This window comes from Archangium sp., assembly GCF_036389735.1.
Lineage (GTDB): Bacteria > Myxococcota > Myxococcia > Myxococcales > Myxococcaceae > Archangium.
Window position 1 is genome coordinate 1 of sequence record NZ_DASVWK010000284.1, and the last position, 5,632, is coordinate 5,632.

Genomic DNA, 5,632 nt, shown 5'->3' on the forward strand with positions numbered 1-5,632 from the left:
CCTCCAGCACCAGAAGGGGTCGCTCCGCGTGCACCTCCAAGCCATGGGCGGTGAGCACTCCGGCCGTGCCTTGCAGGCGCTGCAAGAGGGTGTACTCGCGCTGGTAACGGGCGCGCTCGCGCGGACCGGGGTGCTGCGCGCGCGGCGTCTTGATGATGACGGGCAGTTGATCCGTCCGACGCACCGCATGGAACAGCAGGGTGTTGTTCGTCGTCTGGAAGAGGCTACGGAGCTCGTAGCCCGGAAACTCCATCATGCTGGACTCCATCGCGCGGCGTCGAAGCCACCTTGCCCCCCAGATGCCGGACGGCGAACTATAGGAGTTTTCCCGGTTGGAGGCAGCGGGCCGTTCTCCCGGAGACAGGTTCGCGCGGACGGGGAGTCCGGGCGGGCACCACTCCATGGATGATGTCCGCTCGTTCGAGACACCTTTCCAAGGAGCGTGGTGGATGGACTTCCTACAAGCATTGGGGCTCGGGCCCGCGGGTCTGGGCACGGGCATTCTCTTTGGCGCCGTGGGCTGGTTCGTGGTGCGCTGCGTGCTCACCGGCTTCTTCACCGTGGACCAGAGTGAGCGCGCGGTGAAGGTGCGCTTCGGACGCGCGGCGCGGCTCGTCGGGGATCCCACGACGAAGCAGGGTCCCATCAGCGAGGGACTCGCGCGCACGGACGAGGACCGCTACGTCTACCCCCAGCTCCAGGTCATCCAGCCTGGCGGGCCGTACTTCAAGTGGCCGTGGGAGCGGGTGGTCAAGGTGTCGGTGGCCACCCAGACGCTCAGCATGGCCTATGACCCCGAGTCCCCGGACGCCAACCAGGGAGGCACGGTGCTCGAGGCGGTCACCAAGGACCAGCTCAACACCGGGCTGACCGGGCAGCTGCGCTACCGCGTCTCCGAGCAGAACCTCTATGCGTACCTCTTCGCGGTGAAGAACCCCATCGCGCACGTGATGGGCTACTTCATCTCCATCCTGCGCGAGCGCATCGCCAGCTTCTCGGCCCCGCCTCCACCCGTCGTCGACGGCACCCTGGAGGCCGTCGAGGCGACGGTCGTCTCCGACGTCTCCATCAACGACCTGCGCAAGAACCTGCGCGACCTCAACGAGCACATGGACCGCGAGTGCCGCGGCAGCATGGCGCGCTACGGCATCACCCTGGAGGCCTCGCTCATCACCGGCATCGATCCGCCGGGGGAGGTGGAGTCGGCGCTCGCGGCCATCAACACCGCGCACAACCATGTCTCCTCCGACATCAGCCTCGCGCAGGCCGCGGCGGACCAGAAGATCGTCCAGTCGCGCCGGGCCGTGGAGATCGAGACCCTCAAGGCCCTGGCCGAGGTGGAGCCCTTGAACGCCCTGGCCGCGCAGCTCACCCAGCTCCACCAGAGTGGCCCCGGCGCGCTGGAGGCCTACCTGCGCAACATCCGCCTCGGCCTCTTCTCCAAGGCCAGCCATGTGGTGATGGGGGTGAAGTCATGATGGGCTTCCTCGTCGGTGCCGTCCTCGGCTTCATCGGGATGGGGGTGGGCGTGCCCATCTTCCTGGGCCTGTGCCGGCTGTTCGGCCTCTACGCCACCGTGGAGGAGCGCACGTGCCGCGTCTACGTGCTCCTCGGCAAGGTGGTGGCCGTGCTGGACGAGCCCGGGTTCCACTTCCTGTGGGCCCGGCTCGGCTGGAAGGCGTTCTTCGTGAACTGGGCGGGCCGCTGCGACGTGATCGACCTGCGGTTGGATCAGCAATACCTGCGCAGCCAGGCGGTGAACTCCGAGGAGGGCGCGCCCATGGGGATCGGCATCTGGTACGAGATGATCATCTCGGATCCCCTCAAGTACCTGTTCGAGAACGCGGATCCGCGTGGCTCGCTGGCCGCCAACGTGAGCAACGCCACCGTGCGCTGCCTGTCCAACATGAAGCTGGCCACCATGATGGAGAGCCGCCACGGGATGAGCCGCTCGGTGCGCACCGAGGTCTCCCCCATGTCGCACGCCTACGGCTACCAGCTCGGCTCGGTCTACATCCGCAAGGTGCACTTCCGCGACGTGGGGATGATCCGGCAGATCGAGGAGAAGGTGGTGAACCGGCTGCGGCAGGTGACCTCGGCCATCCGCCAGGACGGCGCCAACCAGGTGAGCATCATCACCAGCACCGCCGAGCGTCAGGCCGCCATCGCGTTCGCCAAGGCGGCGGCCCTGCGTCCGGAGATCGTCGGCGCGGCGCTCCAGCGGATCTCCCAGGACCCGACCGTCGCGACGGCGAGGTTCGAGGCCTTGGAACTCCAGCGACTCCAGGAGGGCACCGCCAAGGTGACGCTCATCCCCGAGGGACAGAAGAGCGACCTGCTCGCGCAACTGCTGGTGGCCTCGCCGACGCCTTCCCGGTGAGTCATCGGAGTCGATGACAGGCACGTGGAATCGGATAGCCTGGGCGAATGACTCTGACGTGTCCGCACTGTGGAAGTGTCTTCGAGGGTAGCGGGATCTCGATCCAGTTCTGCCCGACTTGTGGGAAGCGGGTGGACCAGCCCGGCCACCCGGCGGGGTACGATGCGCTCCCCGGCGGTGAGTCCAGGACGCCGTGGGAGCGGCGTCAGGAACTGGGCCTCGTCCAGGGGTACTTCCAGACGTGGAAGAGCATCCTCTTCAAGCCGGATGAGTTCTGGAGCGGCGTCTCGCCCACCGGCACGCTGTGGGATGCCCTCTCCTTCGGGTGGGTCACCGTCGCCCTCGGCCTGCTCATCAGCCTGCCGATCTCGCTCCTCCAGAGCACCGGACAGCAGGCGCAGCTCGATCAGGTGATGGCGCAGGCGCAGGGGCAGATTCCGGCCGAGATGGAGCGGGTCGTACGGATGCTGCTGGGGGCGGGGGCGAGCGCGGCCTTTCATGTGGGGAGCGCGGTGCTCTACCCGCTGTTCTTCTTCATCGGCGCGGGGATCCTCCACCTGTTCTGCCTCCTCGTCGGCGCCTCGCGGAATGGCTTCAACGCGACCGCGCGGGTCTACGGCTACGCGAACGCTCCCGCCCTGCTGTCGGGCCTGCCGTGCATCAACGCCCTCGCCGGCATCTACGTGCTGGTGCTGGAGGCGTGGGGCATTGGGAAGGTGCAACAGACGACGTACGGGCGCGCGGCGGCGGCGGTGCTGATGCCCCTCGTGTTGCTGTGCTGCTGCGCCATCCCGGCGGTCATCTTCGGCGTCGTGGCGCTGGTGGGCGCGGCGGCGCAGTGAGATACGCATTACACCCGGACGGATAAACTCCAGGCCCATCGTGCGTCGGGGCGGTGTCTCGGGCGTGGAAGATCCATTTCGCGGCCTTCTCCTCAAATCCCGTCAGGGGCTTTCTTCAGGAGAGGAGACGCGACATGAATCCGAGAAGCGGTATCCAGCGTCGAGGGGTGAGGACGAAGTTCCGGCGTGGGCGGCTGTTCGTCGCGCTGGGGGCGCTGTCCTCGGTGGCTTGTGGCACCACGGTGGCGCCCGAGCCGGAGTCGGCGGCGCGAGGGGGCGGCTCTCTCGTGGAGCGGTGCGAGGTGCGGCCGCCCTTCACGGGCAACTTCGAGCCGGAGCTTCAATGGGAGTGGACGGGCAGCCCGGTGTTGCCCCAGCACCATCAGGTGATGATGACGCCGGTGGTGGTGGACGTGAACGGGGACCGCACCCCGGACATCGTCTTCAGCACCTTCGCGGGCGCCAACTACGGCTCGGACGGCGTGCTCCGGGCCATCAGCGGCGATGACGGGCGTGAGCTGTGGGCGGTGACGGACCCGACGGCCCGCGTGAAGCCCGCCGCCAGCCTCGCCGCCGGTGACCTCGATGGCGATGGTCTGGTGGAGATCTGCGGCATTCCCGAGAACGGCCGCGGCATCCTCTGCTTCGAGAACGATGGCACCTTCAAGTTCCGCTCGGCCCCGGCCGCGTACGACTACAACGAGTGGGGTGGCCCCTCGCTGGCGGATCTGGACGGCGACGGTGACGTGGAGATCCTCGATGGCAACCGTGTCTACGACAGGACCGGCGCACTGAAGTGGGTGGGCTCGGGCGGCATGGGCGGCGCCGAGAACACCGGCCCCGTCTCCTTCGCGGTGGATCTCGACCAGGACGGAATCCAGGAGGTGGTCAACGGCCGCTCCGTCTACCGGCACGATGGCTCCCTTCATTGTGCCAACACGACCATCCCGCATGGTCTGGCGGGGGTGGCCAACTTCGACGGTGACACGGAGGGGGAGATCGTCGTGGCGGGCCACGGCCAGGTGAGCCTGCTCGATGACGACTGCTCGCTGCTGTGGAATACCCCGGTCCCCGGCGGTGGCCATGGTGGCACGCCCCACCTCGCGGATTTCGACGGCGATGGCCAGCTGGAGATCGGCCTGCCCGGGGAGTGGGCCTACTCCGTCCTCGAGACCGATGGCTCCCTCAAGTGGTCGAGCCCCATTCATGACCGGAGCTCCGGCCGTACCGGCTCCACCTCCTTCGACTTCGAGGGCGACGGCACGCTGGAGATCGTCTACGCGGACGAGGTCCGGCTCCGCATCTACGACGGTGCCACCGGCGCGCTGCGCTGGGAGACGAGTCACAGCTCGGCGACCACGCACGAGACCCCCGTCATCGCCGACGTGGACGGGGACAACGCCGCGGAGCTCGTGGTGTCCACGAACGATCACGCCTACCCGGGCCACCACGGCATCCGCGTGTTCCACGACGCGAAGGAGGGCTGGGCCAGCACGCGACGCATCTGGAACCAGCACGCCTACTCGGTGACGAACATCAACGATGACGGCACCGTCCCCGTCTCCCCGAAGAGCCACTGGCTGCTGCCCAGGCTCAACACCTTCCTCGCCAACGTCGCTGGCTACCTGGGCGAGGGCCCCAGCCCCTACGCCGCCCCGGACCTCGTGGTCTCCGAGGTGTCGGCCTCCTGCGATGGGGAGGGCACGCTGTCGCTCGGTGCGCGCGTCGGCAACCTGGGCGAGGCCCCGGTGGCCGCCGGCCTGAAGGTGGCCTTCTACGCGGGCAACCCGGCCTCGGGTGGCGCCCTGCTCGGTGTGGCCTCCCTCGACGAGGCCCTCCTCGCGGGCACCAGCGCCCTCGTCACGCTCTCGCCGAGCCCGGCTCCTGGCGGGAGCACCGAGGTCTTCGCCGTGGTGGACGACGACGGGACGGGCGCGGGCCGCGACGCCGAGTGCCGCGAGGACAACAACACCGCCTCCGCGACGGTGGACCTCACCTGCGAGGTGCCCAACCAGCCGCCCGTGGCCCTCTGCCGCGACGTCACCGTCAGCGCCGATGCCTCCTGCCGGGGTCACGCCAGCGTGGACGACGGCAGCTACGACCCGGACAACGGGCCCGCGCCGCTCTCCCTCTCGGAGTCCCCCTCGGCGTCCTTTGGCCCGGGCCGCCACGCCGTCACGCTGACGGCCTCGGATGGTGCGGCGAGCGACTGGTGCGAGGGCTCCGTCACCGTGGTGGACACCACGAAGCCGGTCATCACCTGCCCGCTCTCGGTGGAGGTCACGGCGAGCTCCGGGGTGGGCGTCGTCGTCCAGTACGGAGTCTCCGCCAGGGACAACTGCGGCCCGGCGCCCTTCACCTGCTCGCACCCCTCCGGAATCCTCTTCCCGCTGGGACTGACGAACGTCAC

5 protein-coding genes are annotated in these 5,632 nt (G+C 68.7%); 4 read left to right on the top strand and 1 reads right to left on the bottom strand.

Translation table 11 applies throughout. The annotated features are described in order from the left end of the window. Positions 1-256: hypothetical protein (locus tag VF794_RS10085; protein WP_331109164.1), on the bottom strand; the 256-nt coding region annotated here is incomplete at its 3' end. Between the two features lie 193 nt (positions 257-449). On the opposite strand from VF794_RS10085, the gene VF794_RS10090 reads away from it, so the two are divergent. The 4 genes from VF794_RS10090 to VF794_RS10105 form a co-directional block, all read left to right on the top strand. Beyond that, complete coding sequence (locus VF794_RS10090) at positions 450-1,478, top strand: SPFH domain-containing protein (RefSeq protein WP_331109165.1); 1,029 nt, start codon at positions 450-452, stop codon at positions 1,476-1,478. Continuing rightward, positions 1,475-2,380: an SPFH domain-containing protein gene (locus VF794_RS10095; protein WP_331109167.1), complete on the top strand. Its 906-nt coding sequence runs from the start codon at positions 1,475-1,477 to the stop codon at positions 2,378-2,380. The genes VF794_RS10090 and VF794_RS10095 overlap by 4 nt, the downstream gene beginning before the upstream one ends. A 131-nt stretch (positions 2,381-2,511) precedes the next feature. Further along, a complete protein-coding gene (locus tag VF794_RS10100; protein WP_331109169.1) occupies positions 2,512-3,222 on the top strand; it encodes a YIP1 family protein in 711 nt (236 codons plus the stop codon). A 134-nt stretch (positions 3,223-3,356) separates the two neighbouring features. Further along, positions 3,357-5,632 (top strand): FG-GAP-like repeat-containing protein (locus VF794_RS10105; protein ID WP_331109171.1); only part of this gene is annotated, 2,276 nt, incomplete at its 3' end.